This window comes from Subtercola sp. YIM 133946, assembly GCF_036553535.1.
In the GTDB taxonomy this organism is placed as follows: Bacteria; Actinomycetota; Actinomycetes; order Actinomycetales; family Microbacteriaceae; genus Subtercola.
The window spans coordinates 107,580-127,905 of sequence record NZ_JAZHPE010000015.1 but is presented as its reverse complement, the minus strand read 5'-3'; the positions used below and the strand labels follow the sequence as shown (position 1 = coordinate 127,905).

Below are 20,326 nucleotides of genomic sequence, written 5' to 3'. Positions count from 1 at the left end.
TGTCAGATGAGTCGCGTCGTTGTTGAAAGTTAGGAGCTCGGCCATCGGCCGGGCTTCTTTTTTTGGTCGCGCCAGTAGTTTGTGTCGCGCTGGATTGTGTAGGTGCCGAGGATCTCGCCGATGCTTTGGTGGGCGATGGTGACGTCGTGTTCGGTTGCGAGGATCATGACGGGTGTTCGGGCGTGTTCGTGTCCGACGCCGAGGTGGTGGAGTGTTCCGGCACAGCACAGGGTGAGTTTGCCGAATGTGTCGACGACGTCGTAATGGAGCCGGTAGTGGGCCCCTTGCGGGTGGCCGCCGGGAGGGCTTTCAGGGTTGCCGGATAGCTGGAGCCGGGAACGGTTCTTTGTGTCCCGCCATGACGGGACCGCTGCCCCTGTATTCGGGCTGATCGTGGCCGAGATGATCGTGGTGTGACCGCACTCGGCGATCCTACCTGGAGGACTCATGTACAGAAATCTCGTCAATGTCATCGCGGCGATCTGCCTGGTTGCCGGTCCGCTCGGCGATCTGATCTGGTCTTTTGTCTCGCCGGTGGGTGAGGCTGCATCCGCCCAGCAGAGCGTAGGGGCGATTCTTGCCCACCCCGCTGCGGCGCAGGCCGCGGCGTGGCTGGATCTCGCGATCATCCTGTTGGTTCCTGCCGCTGTGTTCGCCGGTCGCGCGCTGCAGGCATCCATTAGACCTCTCGCGGGAATCGGCACCGCACTCCTCTTTCTCGGCTCCCTTCTCTTCACCTACAGTCTCGGAAACGACGTCGTGCTCTTGGCTGCGTCGCAGACAGGGAGCGCAGCGACCGCACAGGCGTACATCGATTCCGGTGTCGTCTCTCTCGCGACCGTGCTGGCGATCGCGTTCCAGTTCATCGGAGTGGTGCTGATGGGCATCGCGGCGCTCAGAAGCCGCCTGATTCCGGTCTGGGCGGCCGTCTTCCTCATCGCATGGAACCCGGTACAGGTCATCGGCACAGTAACGGGCATCTCGGTGATCGAGAGCGTTGGAGATCTGATGCTCTTGGCGGCATACGTGGCAATCGCGGTTCGACTCTTCCGGCCGGTTGCAGGCCGCGGGGCAGAGATCCAGCCCGCCGTGATGGTGCCGGATGGCGCTCGCTAGGCTGTAGCCGTGATCGCCAGACCGGCCGCCAACACCTCTGCCGCGATCGCGGTGGTTTTCACGGCCATCGCGATCGCGGCGGTGTTGCAGCGCCCGACTCCGCTCAACATCTTGATCGGCGTCGTCTTGGCGGCAGCGGTCTCGGTGCCCCTCGTGGGCGCGGCGGCGATTCGAAGCTCGGCTCGCAACCCGGTCGGCTGGATGCTTCTGCTCACCGGTATCGCCCTTCCGATCGCGCTCACCGCCAACGCGCACGTACTGCTTCACCCGCAGTCCTCTGCCTGGGTCTATTGGATCGAGGGTTGGCCGGCCACGGTGGCGCTCGACACGATTCCCCTGCTTGCGTTACAGCTCTATCCCGACGGGCGAGTGCTGTCACGTCGCTGGAGCTGGCTGCTCTGGTTCGGCGCGGCCGTCTTCGTCACGCAGTTCGTCGGAGAGCTGTTCGCGCCGCTCATCTGGGACACGACGGCGATCAACCCGACGGCGCTTCCCGGGGCTGCGGGCAGCATCGCCGACGGTCTGGCCCTGGGCATCGTGTTCGTGCCGGTGGTCGCAACGCTCTCGGCGATCGTCGTCACACTGCGATGGCGGCGAACGCGGCAGACGGCCGCCAGTGGTGTTCCGTTTGGGCTGATTTCGATCGCGAGTTGGTGCGTCGCGGCGAGTTGGTGGGTCTGCCTAGCGGTGTCGACCGCGATCGACGACAGCCAGGCCGCTTTGGTGCCGGAGCTGGCCGGTGTGCTCGCTGTCGGCATTGCGGGCTGGATCGGTATTCGGCGGTACGGCACGTTCGACACGCGCACGGTCATCGGGCGGGGACTGGTCGCCGTCGTCCTGGGCTTCTGCGTGGTTGGCGTCTATCTTGGTCTCGCGTGGCTCGTCGAGCAGGTGGTGGCTGGCTGGCTCGGACCGGCTCTCGCAGTACTCGTTTCGGTCGCGGTCGCATTGCCGCTCTGGCGTGTTCTGCAGCGGGCTTCGGATCGGCTGCTGTTCGGCGATCGCGCAGACCCGGTGCGGGTTCTCGAGAAGCTCGGGTCACAGCTCTCCGCGGTCGCGGAACCGGAGCAGTTCCTGCCTGAAGCCATCGACGCCGTCCGCGTCGCGTTGCGCCTTCCTGGCGTCGAGCTCGTCGTCGGCACATTACGAGTGGGCGACATCCCCGACGGGGCCTCCTTCGAAGAGTTCGGGCTTCTCTTCGCCGGGGAGAGGATCGGCGAGCTGCGCGCTGCTCATCGCGAACCCGGCGATCGTTTTCGACCGGCTGAGAGGAGCGCCCTCGCGGTGCTCACATCCCAGCTTTCCGGCATCGCGCGGGCGGTCGCCCTGACGGTGGACCTGCGCCGGTCACGGGAGCGGATAGTGATCGACAGAGAACGGGAGCGTCGCAGAATCACCCGTGACCTGCACGACGGTCTTGGTGCGCGACTTGGCGGCCTTGTGCTCGGGATTCAGCGCGCACGAAGCGCAATTGACGTCATCCCGATGAAGGCGAGCGACCAACTGGATGAACTCACCGAGCAGGTTCGCGATGCGCTCGAGGAGGTGCGCCGGCTGGTCTACGAATTACGGCCGCCCGCTCTGGACGAGCTGGGACTTGTCGGCGCTCTCGAAGAACAGGCTCGACGCCACTCGCACGTCGAGATCGTGACCTCCGATCCGATCGGACCCCTTCCCGCTGCCGTCGAAGTGGCCGCCTACCGCATCGCACTCGAGGCGATCACCAACGCATCGCGCCACGCCCCCGGCGCGAGAACAACGGTCAGCATCGATCGCGAGGCCGCTGAAGTGGTGCTCCGCATCTCGGACACCGGCCCGGGAATGCCCGACGGTTTCCGCGCCGGCGTCGGGATCCGTTCCATGCGAGAGCGTGCAGCAGAACTCGACGGCACCCTGTTGATATCGACCGGACCGGCCGGCGGCACGTTCGTCCACGCCGCGCTGCCCCTCATGGAGGCAGGATGACTGCGGTGCGGGTGCTCGTAGTCGACGACCAGACCATCTACCGGGTCGGGTTGAAAACGATGCTGGAAGACGCTGACGGCGTCGAATTCGTCGGTGAGGCTGCGGATGGCGCGGCCGCCATCGAGGCGTGCGAGACATCCGTGCCCGACGTCGTGCTCATGGATATTCGGATGCCCGGAATTGGCGGTGTGGAGGCGACTCGCTCGATCGTCACAGCCCACCCGGAAGTCGCGGTGCTGATGCTGACCATGCTGGAAGATGAAACGTCGCTCTTTGCCGCTTTGCGTGCCGGAGCGCGCGGCTACCTTCTCAAGGGAGCGGGCCCCGACCAGATCGTGCGGGCGATCATCGCAGCGCACGACGGAGACACTGTCATCGGCTCCGGAGCCTCAGATCGGCTGGCGGCCCTCTTTCGCTCCGCGGCACCCACGCCGAACTCTCCCTTCCCGCAGCTCACCCGCCGTGAGCTCGAGATCCTCGAGCTGATCGCGACCGGCGCCAACAACGCCACGATCGCATCCCGGCTCTACCTCAGCGACAAGACCATACGTAACAACGTCACGGCCATCATGTCGAAGCTCGGAGTGCCCGACCGCGCAGCCATCATCGTGACAGCGCGCAAGCGCGGGCTCGGCACGTCAGGCTGAATCTCCGTCACCCGAGATTCAGTGAATCCGCGTCAACCGACACCCCCGAGCAGGTTTCGAAGCCCAGCGCCTCATCTCCTGACCCTGCAGTCATCAGAGGGCGGACGAGCCTGGCGGGATGACGCCCGCCCGTAGCGCCATGATGGCGGCCTGGGAGCGGTCGGCTGCTCCGAGTTTGAGAAGGATCGAGGAGACATGGTTGGCAACAGTTTTCGCCGAGATGCCCAATTGTCGGCCGATCGCGGGATTGTCTCGTCCGTCCGCGACCAGTGCGAGCACCTCCTCTTCGCGTTCGGTCAGCTGGGGAAACCTGCCAGACGACCCGAACGATTCGATCCCCCGCCGCGCAATCGTCGAACCCAGCACGATCTGTCCTCGAGCGACTGCCCGGATCGTGGCGACGATCTCCTCCCGAGAGGCGCCTTTCACCAGGTAGCCGCTCGCCCCCGCGAGGAGCGCACGGCTGACCAACCGTTGGTCTTCGGCGAGAGTGAGTACAACGATCGCCGGTACCCGGCCGCCTGACGCGGGGAACGGTATGAGGGAAAGCCCCGAGCCGTCGGGCAGATGCAGGTCGAGAACCACCACGTCTACGGAGATCTCGGTAGCTAGCCGTCGCGCCTCGCTCACCGTGCCGGCCGCCGCGACGACCTCGATGTCATCGGTTTCGAGGGCGAGGGTGAGTCCGTCGATGATCATCGGATGGTCGTCAATGAGGAGCACCCTGATTTTGTCAGGCATCGGCTGACCTCGCCGGTAACCGCACGACGATCTCGGTGCCTCCCTGGTGGGTCGCGCCCACGACGAGTGACCCCCCGTGGGAAGCCGCCCGAGCGCGCATGCTCGCCATGCCGACGCCCGAGTTCGTTGCGGCCGCCATGCCGCGACCATCATCCGCGACCCTCAGCAGGAGATCCGATCCGGAGATCTGGGCAGACAACTCGCCCTGTGCCGCGTCGGAATGCCGGGACATATTGTGCAGAGCTTCCGCGGCGATCCAGTAAGCGGCGACTCCGACGGTCTGATGGACGGCGTCGACCTCTGCGCGGACATCGGCGGAGACGACGAGTGTCTCACTGGTGAAACGCTCGCACAGGGCCTCGAGCGCGCGCACCACACCGAGATCGAGAGTGTCGGTCGGTCCGAGGTCATCGACGATGCGTCTGACGTCGGTGAGAGTGCTCGCCAGATCGGTGCTCACACGAGCGAGTATCGATCGCGCGCGATCCTGATTCGCTACCATCAGGTCGACGGCGACGTCGACATTCAGGCGGAGCGCGGTGATGCGTGACGCCACGCCGTCATGCAGGTCGCGTTGAAGGCGATGCCGCTCCTCGTCCCTGACGAGCGCCAGTTCGGCAGAGTGACGCCGAAGCGTCCCTTCGACCGCGAGAGCGTAAGCTGCTGCGCCCGCCTGCCGCGAGAGGTCATCGAGCAGATGGTCGTCTGCCGGAGCGAATTCCTTCTCACCACGACGAACCCCCACCACCAGCTGCCCCCACTCCTGACCCTGGTACCGCAGAGCCCGCGTGACGCACGTGTCGGCCTCGTCGCCGACCCAGGCGACGGCATGCGGCCCAGCCGAGGGGATGAAGACGGCGACCCAGGGAACACGGAATGCGGCGGCTGCCAACTCGACGAGTCTCTGCAGCGCCTCGCGAGGCTCACCGGCGAACTCGAGCACCTCGCCGAACCTCGATACCGTTCGATACGGTTCACTGCGATCGCCGAACAGGATGCGCTGCACGCGCCGCCGGAGCCACTGCTGCGCGGGCGCGAAACACGCACACACGATGACGGCCGCGACGGGGACTCCGATCAGCTGACCGGTGCTCGGCACGGGGAGAAGTTCGGCGAGCAACAGCACCACGACGAACACCACGATGGTCGACGCAGTGAGCGCAGCCCCGACGATCGCGCGACCCATCGTCGCCCGCACGTTCCACAGAGGCCCACGCAAGAGCGCTGCACAGATCGCGGCGGTGAGAGTGATCGTGACGGGCACCCCCAGCGAGTACACCCACGGGCCTGGCGGAGCGATGAAGAGAATACCGACGGCCAGGTTGATCAGTCCCAACCAGAACACAAGTCGCATGGCGCCTCGGAGAGATGCGTCGACAGGACGCACTCGCAGGAGACGCAGTCCGAGAATGATCGAACCGTTGAGAAGGAGGGCTGCCACGGGGATCAGGTGCTGCGCACCGGGAATTCCAACGGGATTGACAACAGAATGCAGTGGGCCGGACTCGGCCAGCGGCCCCTGTGAGAGGGCGCTGCCGACCATTCCCACCGTGGAGCCGAAAATGGCGAGGATGACCGCCCAGCGCCACCTTCGTGACGGAAGCGTGTCTGAGGGAAACAGGAGATAGATCGTCGAGAGCGCCGCGAGTTGGGGCCAGAACAGCCAACTCCCCAACCATCCGATCCAGCCGGCCGAGCTCTCGTCTCGAGGTGCGATCACCTCCGCGACTGAGGTGAGAGCGCCATCGACCGCCAGGGAAAGCCCGCTGAGGATGAGCAGTGTGCCGATCACCATTCGCGGTCGGGCGTGCGTGGCGATAGCTCCTGTGACGACCCAACTCACCGTGGTCACCACGGCTGCGAGGAATGCCAGGTGGCCCTCCGGCCATCCCGCCCGCGCTTCCGACACGATCGCGACGGCCAGCAGTAGGCCGCTCAGGGCCACTGCGCCGGCTCTCCAGACACTCGATGCGTGCGTCACGATGCAATTCAATCACCGAGCCGCCCCGTGCAGCAGAATGGAGTTCCCGTCTCAATCGGGAGATTCTCCCGGTGTCGTCCGCTGTCAGCTCATGACTGCGGGATGTTGCGCACCCCACACTCATTCCATGACATCGACACTGCTCATCGCCTCTACCGAGCTGGACCGCCGCACCCGCGTCATCGTGGGCGCCGCCGGACTGATCGCGATCGCCCTGATCGTCGTCACCATCTCTCAATCGACCACCCCCGATGTGACCGTACCCGGTGCGGCGAAGGAGGTCGCGAGCTGGCTTTCAGACTCGAGCACAGGATCGGGAGCTCGCATCGGGCTCGCTGCATCTGCGATCTCGTATCTGCCGATGATCATCTTCATGGGAGGCCTGTGCCGCGTCGTAGCCGAATGGGCGCGCTCGCCGCTCTGGAAGACAGTCGCCGTGGTGGCCGCTGCGCTGTTCCTCGCGGGGGCGGTCGGGGGCGACGCGATGGCCATGAGTGTTCCGCTCGTTGTCGGAAGCAACACCGACATCCACATCTCGGCCGAGATCGTCGCCTTTGCCGATCGCGCCTGGCTGATCTCGTACGTTGAGGCTCACGTCGCCCTGGCCACGCTGGCCGCGATCACGACGATCGCCGGCTGGATCGCGCGACGTCGCGGAGCCACGGTTCCCCTCGTGGTGCTGCTCCTCGGAGCGCTGGGCGCCCTCGCGGTTATCCCACTTGTGTTGTTCCCGACGACCTTCGCCGTTTTCCTCGTGAGCAATCAGCTACGACTGCTCTGGCTTGTCGTGACCGCCGTCTGGCTCATCCTGAGACGCAGCAGTTTGACCGCGGTTGTGGCAGAGTCGGCTCTCACTGAGCCGTAACGTGCGCGGCCGGGGCGCTTCACGCATCCGGCGGTCAGGGTCGCTCTGGACACAGTGAGTGCCTCACGACGCTTCGGCCAGACGTCAGAGGCGGTTCGCGAGGGTGATTGCGGCGAGAGTCACAAGACGACGGTCGTGCGTGAGGATGTACTCGAACCGGTCGCCGTCGTCATGCTGCTCGTGGGTCTCCCGGGCCGAGAGCATGGCGCAGTAGCGGGAGCTCAGCACGATGACCGACCATTCTGCGGCGAGTCGGTCGGTCGCATCGAAGGACGCGACGCGAAGGTTCGGCAGGCTGGGGAGCCCGGTCTGTTGTTCGGTTCCGGCCTGCACGAACGCTGCGACGAGGCTGGCTCGTTCGGAGAGGGCGGTGTAGCGGGCAAGCATCCTGGAGTTGAAGTTGGCGTTGTCTTGGAAGGTCGAGAACACGAGGGTTGTCTCGTCGCACTCCAACGCGCAGGCCTCGAGGAACTTGCTCGCCTCGATCAGCAGGGGCTTCGTGGAAGGCACCGCGTCTCGCGCGGCGGCCGCCACGTCGAACGGTGTCGACGCCGCGGGGGAGCGGGGCGGCCGGCTGGGGGCGAGTGCGGCGGGTTCACCCTGTGGCACGGCATCGGGTCTTCCGAAGAACCAGCCTTGCGCCAGAGTCGCGCCGAGTGCGCGGGCCTTGATGAGATCGCGTTCGGATTCGACGCCCTCGGCGAGCACGATGGTGTCGATCTGTTCGGTGTAGGTGCTGATGGCATCCATCACCAAGGCCGCATTCCGACCCGGCTTCTTCTGAAGCAGACCCATGTCGAGTTTGATGATGTCTGGTTGCAGGAGAGGAAGGAGGGCGAGAGATGCGGGGTCTGTTCCGACATCGTCCATCGCGATCAGCATCCCCGCGTCGTGGAGGCTCCGGGCGGAACGGATCAGTGCGCCCGGGTCGTTCAGCAGGTTGCGTTCGGTGATCTCGATGACGACGGGTCGGTCAGGTGGCGCCGCGGCCAGCCGGCCGATCGTGTCTGCTTCGACATTCACGAACACCGAGAACGGCGCCGTGAGACCGTGCCGGCGGGCCGCCGTGAGCGACGCCCGGATGCACGCCAGGTCGAGCTGTGTCGTGAGTCCGGTCTCGGCGGCGGCAGGGAAGAGCGCATCGGGCATCTCGAGCGATGACCCGGCCGGACCGCGGGTGAGGGCCTCGAACGCTCTCACCTGCATGGTCTCGAGGTCGACGATCGGCTGGAAGACCGTGTCGAGGCCGCCGTCAGCCAGGATACGTCGGAGCTCCGCTGCGTGTTCGGCTGTGGTCACCCGTTCCCCTTCCCCCTCATCAGTCTACGGATCGCCCGGGGCGGCGGCGGCAACGGTCTCAGGGGATGACGACGAAGCGTGTCGAGCCTGCCTGGCGGCGCTCGATCTGTTCGTGCACCCGAGCAACGTCGGCCAACCCGACCGTCTCGACCCTTCGCGCCGAGAAGTCGGTGTCGACCAGAATGCGGTTGACGGTACCGGCCGCGGCGGCCAGTTCGGCGACGCTCGCGGTGCTGATCGCGAAGCCCGTGATGGTGATGTCTCGCGTGTAGAGAGCACCCACCGGCAGGGGGAACGTCTGACCGAAACCCGCCAGCACCACGATGCGGCCGCGCGGCCGCGCAGCCGACAGGGCCCACTCGATTCCGACCGATCCTGAGGTGTCGATCGAGACGGATGCGCCCTCAGGCGTGAGGCGCACGATGTGCTCGAGCCAGTCCGTCGAGCGGTAGTCGACCACGGCGGTGGCGCCCAGCCCGGCCACGTACGACGCATCGGTGGCCGACGCCGTTGCGATCACCCGGGCGCCTGCCTCTGAAGCCAGCGCGACGAGCGCCGAACCGACATTGCCGGCGCCACCCGCCACCACGACCGTCTGCGTCGCTCCGGAGGAAGCGGCGTCGCCGGCCGACCGGTTCGGTGTCAGGCCTCCGTGCGTGAACAGTGCGAGATGCGCGGTCGCCAGCGGGTGCAGGAGGCTGACGGCCCGCACGGCATCCACCTGCGGCATCAGCGGGTACGCCCGGTCTGCGGGCACGCAGGCGTACTCGGCGGTGACGCCCTGACGCCCGGCGTGGCCGAGGCTGTTGCACCACACCCGGTCTCCGGGGGCGAACCCTGCGGCATCAGGTGCGACCGCTTCGACGGTGCCGACGAGATCGCGGCCGACGATGAACGGAAACGGAATGGGGGTCGCATACCGGCCCGACCGCACGAGCGTGTCGACCGGGTCGACGGCGGCGGCCTCCACCCGCACGAACAGCTCGCCCGCCTCGAGTGTCGGTACCGGCACCTCCGAAACCCGGATGCTGCTCGCCGGCCCCCGCTCGGCGATCCATGCCGCCCTCATCATTGCAACCATCTTCGTGCACCGCCCTTCGCAACAGCCAGCATGCCGTTCAACACCAGTATTGCGCGGGCTTGACGTTGACGTAGCGTCAAGCCGTAGTGTCGGTGTTCGGAAGGAGGGCCACCGATGGAGTGGAGCATCCAGCAGATCGCACGACTGGCCGGTACGACGAGTCGAACACTGCGCCACTACGGCGAGGTGGGGCTCGTTACGCCGAGCAGAATCGGCCAGAACGGGTACCGGTACTACGACGCCGGCGCGCTCGTGCGGTTGCAGCGCGTGCTGCTGCTTCGCGAGCTGGGGCTCGGCATCCCCGCGATCGCCGAGATTCTGGCGGGGCAGCGCGACGACACGGCCGCGTTGCGCTCGCATCTCGAGTGGCTCACGACCGAGAAGGGGCGGCTCGACCGCCTGATGGCGAGCGTCGCACAGACGATCGACGACCTGGAGAGAGGTGCAGAACCGATGGCAGAGAAGATGTTCGACGGGTTCGACCACACCGTCTACAAAGACGAGGTGGAGCAACGGTGGGGGAGGGACTCGTACGCGGCGAGCGACAGCTGGTACACCTCGCTGTCGCGCGAGGAGAGAGACGACTTTCTGCTCGCGGCGGCCGAGCTCGCGGCCGACTGGTCGAGAGCGGCCACGAGCGGGGCGCCGGCCGATGGTGCCCAGGCGCAGGCCCTTGCGCAGCGCCAGTGCGACTTTCTGGGGGGCATTTCCGGTGCGCCGACGTCGGCCGACGGCCGCCCGACGAAGCAGTACTTCGTGTGGCTGGGGGAGTCGTACGTCGACGACGAACGCTTCGCCGTGAATTACGGCGGAAGGGAGGGCGCCGCGTTCGTGCGGGATGCCATGCGGGTGTTCGCCGACGCCAATCTGTAGCGCCGCAGACGCGACCCGGGCTCGACGGTGACGGGCGGTCGCGGCGACGCTCGCACTCGTCGTCGCCGCCGTCGCCGTGACCGCCTGTGGCCGCGCTCATCCAGCAGGCCTCCTGACACGGGTCAGAGGTTCTGGAAGAGGAACCTCACCATAGTGGCCGCCAGCAGACGCCGTGAGTCGGCCCGGCGGTACTCGTGGCCCTCGCCGGCCAGCTCGAGGTAGTCGACCGGCCGGCCGAGCTCGCGCAGGGCCGCGACGATCTGGTGCGCCTCGCCGATCGGCACATTCGTGTCGAGCTCGCCGTGCACGACGAGCAGCGGCGCCTCGATCTTCTGCACGGCGGTGAGCGGCGAGATGCGGCGCAGCAGCTTCTGGTCGTGGTCGGGATGCCCGTACTTGGTCACCGCGGCCGCGGCGATCCACGGTTCGGTGTCGCGGTAGAACGTGAGCAGGTGCGACATGCCGCAGATGTCGATTCCGGCGGCGAAAACTCCGGGCGAGAACGCGAGCGACGCGAGCGTCAGGTACCCGCCGTACGACCGCCCCGTCACGGCGATGCGCGCCGGGTCGGCGACCCCGAGCGCCACGAGGTGGTTCGCGCTGGCGATCACATCGTCGAACGCCCCCTGCCGGCCGTGCACGTCGTCGAGGTGGCTGAAGGTGCGGCCGAAACCGGATGATCCGCGAACGTTGGGCGCGAACACCGCGATTCCCGCCGCGAGCATGGCCTGGTACTGGGGATTGAAGGTCGGCCGCTCCTGCGACTCCGGCCCGCCGTGCAGGCTCAGCATCGCCGGCCCTGCCGCCACCGAGCCCGGCACCCGGTACAGCCAGCCGGTCAGCGCGAGCCCGTCGCGCCCCTCGTATCGCTCGAGCGTGGGCACGACGAGCGGCAGCACGGGCAGCCGGGGCACGGCGGTCACCCGGGTCCATTGCAGTGTCGCCGTGTCGAGCCGCCACAGTTCGCGGGGCCGCTCCGGCCCCTCCACGCTCAGGATGACCGTTCCGCCGTCACGGCTCAGCACCGGGCTCGACGCCACGAGCCCCGGTAGTTCGGGTACACCGATGCGTACGCCGGTGGTGGTGTCGAACAGCTCGATCTCGCTCGTGCCGGCCCGGTTCCACACCAGCAGCAGCAGACGCCCGGCGTCGTCGGCGTCGAGCGCCTCGAGCTCGGCATCGTCGCGTTCGGCGAGCACCTGCGGCACACCGCGCCAGCCGTTCGGCCCGAGCGGCAGCGCGACGAGGCGGTGCCGCTGAGCACCCACCTCGGTGGCGAGGTAGGCGACGAGCGGAGCGGAGGCGCCGAGTTCGGCCAGGGCATCCGCCCCGTGCGGAGCGGGCCGCAGCAGGGCGACCTCGGTGGCCCCGGTCGCGCCCGCCATCAGAGCGGTGGTGCTGGCCTCGCCGGCCGCCGCGACCACGGTGCTGGCCGTGCTGTGTGGCAGCAGCGGGTGATCCTGGTCGTTCACCCGGTCGACCACCACGCAGAACTCGTGGCCGCGCCGCCCGTCGCGGATGATCACCAGCGCCTCACCGACCGAGAGGTCGAGCACGTGGATGAGTTCGCCCACGGCGAGGGGCTCGTAGGCGCCCGTGGCCGGGTCGACCAGGAATGTCGAGGTGGGTTCGCCGACCTCGGTCGACGGAATCGTGACGACGACACGGTGGCCGCTGCGCGTCCACGGCCCCAGTTCGGCATGCTGCTCGTGCGAGCCGGCGATGCGCCGGGCATCCGTACCGTCGGGGCGAACCACCCACACCTGGCTGCGCACGCCGCCGTCGGTCGCCACCGCGCAGGCCAGCCAGGCGCTGTCGGCCGACCAGGTGACCGAGATCACGGGGTCTGCGCTGAGTTCGATGCAGGCGGCCTCGGTGCCCGACACGTCTTGCACCCACACCTTCGGCACGCCGTCGCGGTCGCTGATGAACGCCATGCGGCGGGCGTCGGGGGTCATGGTGGGCCCCCAGCTGCCCCACGCGCCGACGAGAGTGTCACCCAGGGCGACGGCCTCTTCGACGAGGGCTGCCCCCGCCGGGCCGGCAGCGTGCCGCGATGTCAACGAATGCCTTGAGTCTGTAACCACATCTCCAGTAAAGCCAATTGCCAGAGCGCATTCGAACCGAGAGTGGTTCTGGTCTCGTTCGGAGCGGCGAGAAGGCGCTGAACGGTGGCGTCGTCGAAAAGACCGCGCTCGCGGGCCGCGTGGTCGGTGAGCGCCTCGCGTACGCGCTGGAGGTAGGGCCCTTCGAGCTGCCGGATGGCGGGCACGGGAAAGTAGCCCTTCGTACGGTCGATGACCTCGTCGGGCACGATGCCGCGGCTGGCGTGCTTCAGCACGCCCTTGCCGCCGTCGGCCAGCTTGAACTCCGGCGGAATCGCACCGACCAGCTCGACGAACTCGTGATCGAGAAAGGGTACACGGGCCTCGAGCCCCCAGGCCATGGTCATGTTGTCGACGCGCTTCACCGGGTCGTCGACGAGCATGATGGTGGTGTCGTTGCGCAGTGCGGCGTCGACGCTGGTCTCGGCGCCGGGGGCCGCGAACTGCCGTGTGATGAACTCGGTCGGAGCATCGCTGCCGAGCATCCATTCGGGAGAGAGGATCGAGCTCATGGCGGGCCAGCGCCGGTCGAAGAAGACGCGGGAGTACGCCTCGACCGCCTGGTCGCGAGGCACGTCGGCCAGCGGCGGGTACCAGTCGTAGCCGCCCAGCACCTCGTCGGCCCCCTGGCCCGACTGCACTACCTTGACCGACTGCGACACGTCTTCGCTCAGCAGGTAGAAGGCGACGCAGTCGTGGCTGACCATCGGTTCGCTCATGGCGGCGATCGCCCCGTCGATGCCGGGCAGCAGGCGCGAACTGTCGATCTTGATGCGGTGGTGGTCGGTGCCGAAGCGCTCGGCCACGAGCGTCGAGTATTCGAACTCGTCACCCGACTCGCCGCCGGCCGAGTCGAAGCCGATGCTGAACGTCTTCAGGTCGGTCTGGCCGGCCTCGGCGAGCAGGGCGACCACCAGGCTCGAGTCGATGCCGCCCGAGAGCAGCACCCCCACCGGTACGTCGGCGACCATGCGCCGCTCGACCGCCGTTCGCAGGCTCTGGATGACCGCATCCTGCCAGTCGCGCTCGGAGTAGTCGGCACGCGAACCGTCTCGGCTGAAGTCGGGGCGCCAGTAGACGTGCTCGCGGCTCTCGCCACTCGGCTCGATGACGCGCACCGTGGCGGGCGGGAGCTTCCGCACGCCCCGCAGGATGGTCAGCGGTGCCGGAACCACCGAGTGGAACGTCATGTAGTACGCGAGCGCCTCGCGGTCGATGGTGGTGTCGGTGCCGCCGCCCGCGATCAGCGCGGGCAGGCTCGAGGCGAACCTGATGCGGTCTCGCGTCTCGTCGAGGTAGAGCGGCTTGATGCCCAGGCGGTCGCGGGCGAGCATCAGGCGGCCGCTCTCGCGCTCGACGATGGCGAAGGCGAACATGCCGAGAAAGTGGTCGACGCAGTCGGTGCCCCACTCGGCGTACGCCTTGCCGATGACCTCGGTGTCGGAGGTCGAGAAGAACGAATAGCCCTTGCCCTCGAGCTCGCTGCGCAGGTCTTTGTAGTTGTAGATGCAGCCATTGAACGCCACCGTGAGCCCGAGCGCCGAATCGACCATCGGCTGCGAACCGGCCGGGCTGAGGTCGATGATCGAGAGGCGGCGATGGCTGAGCGCCACCGGCCCGTGCGCCCAGAAGCCGTCGCCGTCAGGCCCGCGGTGCACCATGCAGGCGTTCATGCGGGCGACGGCGCCGAGATCGGCGCTGCGGCCGTCGAGGCGGTATTCGCCGGCGAGTCCGCACATGTCAGGCCTCCGTCACGTTCTCGACCGGACCGGTGCGCAGGTGACCACCCGATTCGTGGGCGCCCGAATCGGGGGAGAGAATCCAGGTGTCTTTCGCGCCGCCGCCCTGCGACGAGTTGACGACCATGCTGCCCGCGGGCGCTACGCGGGTCAGGGCCAGGTCGCCGACGACGGCGTCGTCGGGGCCGGTGCCGCGCACATAGACGAAGGCGCGCAGATCGACATGGCGCGGCTCGAGGGCGGTGCCGTCGAACGTGGGCAGCGAAGACAGCGCCACGAGTTCCTGCGCCACCCACACCTCGGGGTTGGCCGCGATCTCGGTTCTGCGCTCGGCGACCTCGGCGGCCGGGGCCGACGGACCGATGAGCACCCCGCGACCGCCCTGCCCGTCTACCGGCTTCGTGACGAGTTCGCCGACGCGTTCGAGCACGGTTCGGCGTTCGCTCGGATCGCTGGTGCGGTACGTGGGCACCGACTCGAGAAGCGGCCGCTCGTCGAGGTAGTAGGCGATCAGGTCGGGAATGTTGCAGTACATCGCCTTGTCGTCGGCGATCCCGTTTCCGGGAGCGTTGGCCAGAAAGACCCCGCCCTGGCCCGCGACCTGCATGATCTGCTGCCCGATCGGCCGGCCGGCGCTGTCGGTGAGGTCGACCAGCTCGGGGTCGAGCCTCAGGTAGAGGGCGTGGATGACCGTTCCGGTGGCCTTCTCGACCACCTCAGGTACATCTCCGGAGCCCTCCGCGGGCCGCACCTCGAGGTCGTCGGCCGAGACGAGCAGGAGTCCGGCGCCCTCGGCGAGACGGGAGTGCTCGAACCACGCCGAACTTGCCGGCCCGCTCGAGAGCAGCGCGGCCGTCGCGGTCGATCCGGGCTCGTGGCGGGTGGCCGCGGCACCGGCAAGCAGGGTCTCGCGCAGGGTGGCGAGGGCCGCGTGCGGGTCGAGCAGCCCTGCCGGCCGGGGCAGCTCGGGCACCGTGGCATCCATCAGCCGCCGAGCGGCCATGGCGTAGGCGGCGCCGCTCGGCGCGCGAACGTTGTCTTCGAGCACCCGCCAGCCGCCGAATTCGTTGCGCACGAGATCGAACCCCATCACGGCGGCGCGCACGGTGCCCGGGGCGATCGAGGTGGCCTCGTCGCGCCAGCCGGGCGCCCTGGCGATGGTGGCGGGCAGGATTCCGTCGGCGACCACGCGCTGCTCACCGTAGATGTCTTGCAGAAAGGCCTCGATGGCCCGGGCGCGCTGGGCGAGCCCCGTCTTCAGCTCGGCCCACTGATAGGCGCTGATCAGGCGCGGAAACAGATCGACGTCGAAGTTCTGCGCCTCGCCGTTGACCCCGAACGTGAGGCCCTCGTCGTCGGTGAAGCCGGTGCGGGCCTCTTCGCGCTCGGTGAGCTCGGCGGCGGGGAGCGCCCGGTAGTAGTCGATGACGTCGTGGTAGGCCGGGCGCGGCACCGAGCTGGGCCCGACGGCCTCGTCGCCGGCCCGGGTGCGGTACGAGCGCATGGCCGAGACGGCGCGGGCGGTGCCCGAGGCGGGGCCGTGCGTCTCCTGCACCACGAGCTCGACCACGTCGCGCAGCTCACCTCGTTCGGCGAAGGCGGCGCGCTGGCGGTCGGCGGAGTTTCCGCGCGCGAGGGTCATCTCGCTCAGCTCGCGCACCTCGTCGTAGTCGCCGAGCTCTTCGAGCTGCGGCCGCAGCCGAGACACGAGGTCGCGCACGGCCCAGGCCGCCGGCACAGGCTTGGGGTGCGAGGTCTGGTCGAGCAGGTGCCCCGAGAGCCCGCCGCGCGCGGCCTGCCACATGGCGGCGCGGTGCAGGGGAGCCCGCAGCGTGACGCCCGGCCGGCCGGCCTCGATGTCGAGCTCGGCGGCGCGCACCGAGGCACGAAAGAGCCCGGCGATCAGAATGGCGTCGTCGACCACCGGGCAGGCGTCGCAGACGCGCAGTTCGAGGGTGGGTTCGTGGGCAGACGGCCGCACATCGAAGTAGGCCATTTTGGCGTCGGCGATGACGCCGCTCGCGATGAGGTCGGAGAGCAGCTCGTCATATTCGGCGGCCGAGGCGAGCTCGCCGGTCGCACCGGCACTGGGCCAGCGCTGCCAGATGGTGGTACGGATGCTCGCGTATCCGGTGTCGTGACCGTTCAGAAACGGCGAGCTCGCTGAGAGAGCCAACAGAATCGGCAGGTCGCGTGACACGCGGCCGGCGATCTGCACCGCGAGGTCGCGGTCAGAGACGCCGACGTGAATCTGGGTGCCGCAGATCAGTTGCTCGTCGACCAGCAGGCGGTACTGCTCCTGCATGCGGCGGTAGCGGCCGGTCGCGGTCAGCTCGAAGTCGGCGAAGTCGGAGTGCGGCGCGGTGCCGACGGCGGCGACCCCCAGACCGAACCGCGCGGCCTCGTCGATCAGCCCGCTGCGCAGGCGCACCAGCTCGTGGCGGAGGCCCGACAGGGTGGAGGTGACGGCGGTGTTCGTCTCGACCGTCGTGCGCTGGATCTCGGCCGAATAGCTGCTCTCGGGCAGCCGGGCGAGCAGTTGTGGTGCACGGGCCGAGAGCTTTCCACTCTCGAGATCGATGAGATGCAATTCTTCTTCTGCACCGAGGGTCAACTCCGCACTCATTTTTTCAACCTACTGCCGGGGGCCGCGCTTCGCGGGCAAATCGGGCAAATCCATGGGGAGTTGACAAGAGTTAACACAACCGACACAGATTGGCGGTGCAGACTGGGCAGATGTTCGGGGTGCGGCGATGAGACGTTTCGCATGAGCGCCCACGAGCTCAGCCTGGCCGATGGGCGCCGACTCGCCTACTACCGCTTCGGCGCCGAGAACGGCACGATCGTGATCAACTGCCACGGCGGGTTGGTGAGCGGGCTCGACGTGGGGCTGGCCGATGCGGCGGCGCGGGCAGCCGGAATCACGATCATCTCGCCCAACCGCCCCGGCATCGGGCACAGCAGCCGCAAGGCCGGTCACGGCATTCTGAGCTGGGCGCGCACCGACCTCGTCGAGCTCGTCGATGCGCTCGGCGTCGACCGGTTCGCCGTGATGGGCTGGTCGGAGGGCGGCCAGTACGCCCTCGCCGCCGGTTTCGCGCTGTCGTCGAGAGTGAGCCGCGTCGCGGTGATCGCCGGGGCGCTTCCGCTCGACGACGCGGGGGCGTTCGGCGAGCTCAACACGACCGACCGGCGGCTGTCGGGGCTGTCGCGCCGGGCTCCGCTGCTGGCTCGCGGCTACTTCGTGGCCAGCCGGATGCTCGCCGGCGCCTCACCGCACGTGGTGGCCCGGGTGGCGGCCCGTACCATGGCCCCCGTCGACGCGCGCATCGTCGAAGACCACCACGGCTGGTTCGCCCAGTGCGTGGTCGACGCGGCCATCAACGCGCCGGGAGCAGTCGACGAGTATGCGGCGTTCGTGGCGCCGTGGGGCTTCGAGCTCGAACAGGTCGGGGTGCCCGTCGATCTCTATCAGGGCTCGGCTGACACCCTGGTTCCGCCGCACTGGGCGCGCACGATGGCCGACCGGCTGCCCGACGCGGTGCTGCACGAATACCCGGGTGAGGGGCACTTCATCGCGGTGACGCGGCGCGCCGAGGTGATGGGCGCGCTCGTGCCGGCCGCCCCCTAGGGCGTTCAGTACGAGTACGAATGCGTGGTCGCCGCGGCCGCGCCGATGATCACGACGATGAAGACCACGTAGGCGATGATCGCGAGCAGAATCAGCGCGGTCAGCGAGTAGCCGATGATCGTGCCGGCGAGCGCCATGCCGTGGCCCTGCTCACCCGTGCGCTTGATCTGACTGAGCGCGATGTGGCCGAGCACGATTCCGCCGATGGGAAGGATGAACGACACGACCAGTGCGATGATGGCGAACACGTTCGTGGGCGGTGCGGCGGGGTAGGGGTTCTGGCCGTACTGCGCCGGGGGGTACTGGGCGGGCTGCTGGTACGGGGCGGGCTGCTGGTACGGGCCCGGCTGCTGGTACTGCCCCGGCTGCTGGTACGGGCCGCCGGCTGGATACTGGCCCGGCTGCTGGTACGGGCCGTCGGCTGGATACTGGCCCGGCTGCCCTGGTGCAGAGCTTCCCGGCTGCCCGGCCGTCGGATACGGTGTGGTGGGTTGGTACTGCGCCGGCTGGGCGGGGGGCTGCTGGTCTGCGTACGGGGTGGGGTCACTCATGGAATGGATGCTCCTTCGCGCTGCGCCGAAGCCCGCAGCGGTTCGCGGGCCGTAGCGAAATACTATTGCGAAGGAGGAGGCCGCATGGCATCGAGGTTGTTCATCGGGCGCATCACCACGATGGTCGACGGTGCCCCGGCGCCGGAAGCAGTGCTGGTCACCGGCGACCGCATCGCCGCGGTCGGCCCGGCCGACGAGCTGCGCATGCTCGCGCCCGACGGCACCGACATCGTCGAGCTGGGTGCGAACTGCCTGATGCCCGGCCTGATCGAGCCCCACGGGCATCCGACCGCCGCCGCCGTTCTGCTGAGCGACGACGTGCTCGACATCAGACCGGTGACGCTCGCCACGGCCGACGAGGTGATGGCGGCGCTCGCGACCGCTGTGGCCCAGTCGCCCGGTGGGGTGCTGGCGAACGGCTGGGATCCGCTGCTGCAGAAGGGGCTGGTCACGCCGACCATCCAGAGTCTCGACGCACTGGCCGGCTCGACGCCGCTCGTCGTGCTGCACAACTCGGGGCATTCGGTGTACTTCAACACGGCAGCGGCGCGGGCGGCGGGTGTCACCGACGAGACAGCCGACCCGGCCGGCGCGAGCTTCGAGCACGACGAGAACGGTCATCTCACCGGGCTGGGCCTCGAGTCGGGCGCGGTGTTCCTGGTCTGTGCGCCGGTGCTGCAGCGCGCAGAGGCCGACTTCGTGCGTGTGTTCGGCGACGAGGTCGGGCGCATCAACGCGGCCGGCGTCACCACCATCGCCGACCTGTCATGGCAGGCCGCCACGCGCGTCGGGCTCGAGGCACTGCAGGCCGAGCATCCGCTCACCGTACGCCTGCGTCTCTACGAGATGTCGGCGCCGGGAGCGCATGCCACGGTGCCCCGCGAGAACGGCGACGACCTCGTCAAACAGATCGGCGTGAAGACCTGGGCCGACGGGTCACCGTGGGTAGGCAACATCGCCACGTCGTTCCCGTACCTCGACACCAAGGCGACCCGGGTGATGGGCCTCGAGCCGGGGCACCGCGGCGGCCTCAACTTCGATCGGCAGCAGATTGTGGTGATCGCCCGGCAGTACGCCCCAGACGGCTGGCAGCTCGCCTGCCACGCGCACGGCGACCTGGCGATCGATGCGACGCTGGATGCCTGGCAGCAGGTCATCGACGAGAACGGTCTGCGCGACCACCGCTTTCGCCTCGAACACGTGGGCGCCATGACCGCAGCGCAGTTCGAGCGGGCGGCGCGGCTCGGGGTGAGCGTCAGCGTGTTCACCGACCACCTCTACTACTGGGGAGACGTGCTGGTCGACGATCTGTTCGGGCCCGAGCACGGCGGCCGCTGGGCCGACACGGCGAGCGCACTGGCGGCCGGGCTCGAGCCGACGTTCCACAACGACGGAACGGTGACGCCGCTCGAGCCGTTCCGCAACATGGCCGTGGCGATGACGCGTCAGAGCCGCAGCGGGCGCGTGGTCGGCGGCGCAGACGAAGCGGGCGGTCGTGCAGCGGTCGCGGTGGGCATCGGCATCGACGACGCGCTGCGGGCGCACACGACGTGGGCCGCGAAGCAGCTGTTCGCCGAAGACATCGTGGGCAGCATCGAAGTGGGCAAGTACGCCGACCTGATCGTCATCGACCGTGACCCCTACGCGGTGACGCCCGACGAGCTGGCCACCACCCGAGTGCTCGCGACCTACTTCGCCGGCGACCTCGTCACGCCCGCCTGAGCGTTTCGGC

16 protein-coding genes are annotated in these 20,326 nt (G+C 68.3%); 7 read left to right on the top strand and 9 right to left on the bottom strand.

The genetic code is table 11. The features are described from left to right. Positions 1 to 29: 29 nt before the first annotated feature. Positions 30 to 449: a hypothetical protein gene (locus V3W46_RS05140; protein ID WP_331782018.1), complete on the bottom strand. Its 420-nt coding sequence runs from the start codon at positions 447 to 449 to the stop codon at positions 30 to 32. Between V3W46_RS05140 and V3W46_RS05135 the strand changes: the two genes are divergently transcribed. From V3W46_RS05135 to V3W46_RS05125, 3 genes are read left to right on the top strand one after another with little or no spacing between them, the layout of a single operon-like run. Then, positions 448 to 1,116 carry a hypothetical protein gene (locus V3W46_RS05135; RefSeq protein ID WP_331782017.1) on the top strand — a complete coding sequence of 223 codons (669 nt, stop codon included), beginning with the start codon at positions 448 to 450 and terminating at the stop codon, positions 1,114 to 1,116. The two genes, V3W46_RS05140 and V3W46_RS05135, sit on opposite strands and share 2 nt — an antisense overlap. A 9-nt stretch (positions 1,117 to 1,125) precedes the next feature. Further along, complete coding sequence (locus tag V3W46_RS05130) at positions 1,126 to 3,081, top strand: sensor histidine kinase (RefSeq protein ID WP_331782016.1); 1,956 nt, start codon at positions 1,126 to 1,128, stop codon at positions 3,079 to 3,081. A 5-nt stretch (positions 3,082 to 3,086) separates the two neighbouring features. Then, on the top strand, positions 3,087 to 3,728 hold the full coding sequence (locus V3W46_RS05125) for a response regulator transcription factor (protein ID WP_331782015.1): 642 nt from the start codon (positions 3,087 to 3,089) through the stop codon (positions 3,726 to 3,728). A gap of 93 nt (positions 3,729 to 3,821) precedes the next feature. Here V3W46_RS05125 and V3W46_RS05120 read toward each other — a convergent pair whose 3' ends face one another. Next, on the bottom strand, positions 3,822 to 4,469 hold the full coding sequence (locus V3W46_RS05120; RefSeq protein WP_331782014.1) for a response regulator transcription factor: 648 nt from the start codon (positions 4,467 to 4,469) through the stop codon (positions 3,822 to 3,824). Next, complete coding sequence (locus V3W46_RS05115; protein WP_331782013.1) at positions 4,462 to 6,450, bottom strand: sensor histidine kinase; 1,989 nt, start codon at positions 6,448 to 6,450, stop codon at positions 4,462 to 4,464. The genes V3W46_RS05120 and V3W46_RS05115 overlap by 8 nt, the downstream gene beginning before the upstream one ends. 127 nt (positions 6,451 to 6,577) lie before the next feature. Between V3W46_RS05115 and V3W46_RS05110 the strand changes: the two genes are divergently transcribed. Beyond that, positions 6,578 to 7,315: a hypothetical protein gene (locus V3W46_RS05110; RefSeq protein WP_331782012.1), complete on the top strand. Its 738-nt coding sequence runs from the start codon at positions 6,578 to 6,580 to the stop codon at positions 7,313 to 7,315. A gap of 84 nt (positions 7,316 to 7,399) precedes the next feature. Here the strand turns inward: V3W46_RS05110 and V3W46_RS05105 are convergent, their stop codons facing one another. Next, complete coding sequence (locus V3W46_RS05105; RefSeq protein ID WP_331782011.1) at positions 7,400 to 8,614, bottom strand: sensor domain-containing phosphodiesterase; 1,215 nt, start codon at positions 8,612 to 8,614, stop codon at positions 7,400 to 7,402. Between the two features lie 58 nt (positions 8,615 to 8,672). After that, positions 8,673 to 9,686, bottom strand: a complete 1,014-nt coding sequence (locus tag V3W46_RS05100) for an NADPH:quinone reductase (protein WP_331782010.1) — start codon at positions 9,684 to 9,686, stop codon at positions 8,673 to 8,675. 123 nt (positions 9,687 to 9,809) lie between these two features. Here V3W46_RS05100 and V3W46_RS05095 point away from each other — a divergent pair, with 123 nt between their 5' ends. After that, positions 9,810 to 10,568 (top strand): MerR family transcriptional regulator, encoded by a 759-nt coding sequence (locus V3W46_RS05095; protein WP_331782009.1) that lies wholly within the window; start codon positions 9,810 to 9,812, stop codon positions 10,566 to 10,568. A gap of 122 nt (positions 10,569 to 10,690) precedes the next feature. Here the strand turns inward: V3W46_RS05095 and V3W46_RS05090 are convergent, their stop codons facing one another. The 3 genes from V3W46_RS05090 to V3W46_RS05080 are packed head-to-tail and all read right to left on the bottom strand — an operon-like array spanning position 10,691 to position 17,038. Further along, positions 10,691 to 12,631 (bottom strand): S9 family peptidase, encoded by a 1,941-nt coding sequence (locus V3W46_RS05090; protein WP_331782008.1) that lies wholly within the window; start codon positions 12,629 to 12,631, stop codon positions 10,691 to 10,693. Further along, on the bottom strand, positions 12,628 to 14,412 hold the full coding sequence (locus tag V3W46_RS05085) for an N-acetylglutaminylglutamine amidotransferase (protein ID WP_331782007.1): 1,785 nt from the start codon (positions 14,410 to 14,412) through the stop codon (positions 12,628 to 12,630). The genes V3W46_RS05090 and V3W46_RS05085 overlap by 4 nt, the downstream gene beginning before the upstream one ends. A 1-nt stretch (position 14,413) precedes the next feature. Then, positions 14,414 to 17,038 carry a carboxylate--amine ligase/circularly permuted type 2 ATP-grasp protein gene (locus V3W46_RS05080; RefSeq protein ID WP_331782006.1) on the bottom strand — a complete coding sequence of 875 codons (2,625 nt, stop codon included), beginning with the start codon at positions 17,036 to 17,038 and terminating at the stop codon, positions 14,414 to 14,416. 141 nt (positions 17,039 to 17,179) lie between these two features. Here V3W46_RS05080 and V3W46_RS05075 point away from each other — a divergent pair, with 141 nt between their 5' ends. Beyond that, positions 17,180 to 18,043 (top strand): alpha/beta fold hydrolase, encoded by an 864-nt coding sequence (locus tag V3W46_RS05075; protein WP_331782005.1) that lies wholly within the window; start codon positions 17,180 to 17,182, stop codon positions 18,041 to 18,043. Between the two features lie 5 nt (positions 18,044 to 18,048). Here the strand turns inward: V3W46_RS05075 and V3W46_RS05070 are convergent, their stop codons facing one another. Continuing rightward, positions 18,049 to 18,594 (bottom strand): DUF4190 domain-containing protein, encoded by a 546-nt coding sequence (locus V3W46_RS05070; protein WP_331782004.1) that lies wholly within the window; start codon positions 18,592 to 18,594, stop codon positions 18,049 to 18,051. An 84-nt stretch (positions 18,595 to 18,678) separates the two neighbouring features. On the opposite strand from V3W46_RS05070, the gene V3W46_RS05065 reads away from it, so the two are divergent. Beyond that, on the top strand, positions 18,679 to 20,316 hold the full coding sequence (locus V3W46_RS05065) for an amidohydrolase (protein ID WP_331782003.1): 1,638 nt from the start codon (positions 18,679 to 18,681) through the stop codon (positions 20,314 to 20,316). Positions 20,317 to 20,326 lie beyond the last annotated feature (10 nt).